1 pseudogene is annotated in these 223 nt (G+C 51.6%); it reads left to right on the plus strand.

From position 1 onward, the window contains the following. Positions 1-223: pseudogene (locus tag PSI23_RS22630) on the plus strand (hypothetical protein); the annotation flags it as partial.

The following is a 223-nucleotide window of genomic DNA, read 5'->3' on the forward strand; positions in this document are numbered from 1 at the left end:
TAAGTTTGCACACCTGCTGGGTGCCAAAGCCCGTGCCGCTGATGAGCACGAGGAAGACGAAAACGCACGTAAAGCCAAAAGCCGTCAGGCTGAGGAAGACGATGAAGAGCGAGAAGACGCCGAAGAACAGGATGAAGAAAAGGAAGGCAAAAAAGCCAAAAAAGCAAAAAAGGCCAAGTCAGAAGAGGATGAGGATGACGACCCTGATGCCGAAGGCGATGAG

The sequence above is a fragment of the Xenorhabdus yunnanensis genome (assembly GCF_028598805.1).
Lineage (GTDB): Bacteria > Pseudomonadota > Gammaproteobacteria > Enterobacterales > Enterobacteriaceae > Xenorhabdus > Xenorhabdus yunnanensis.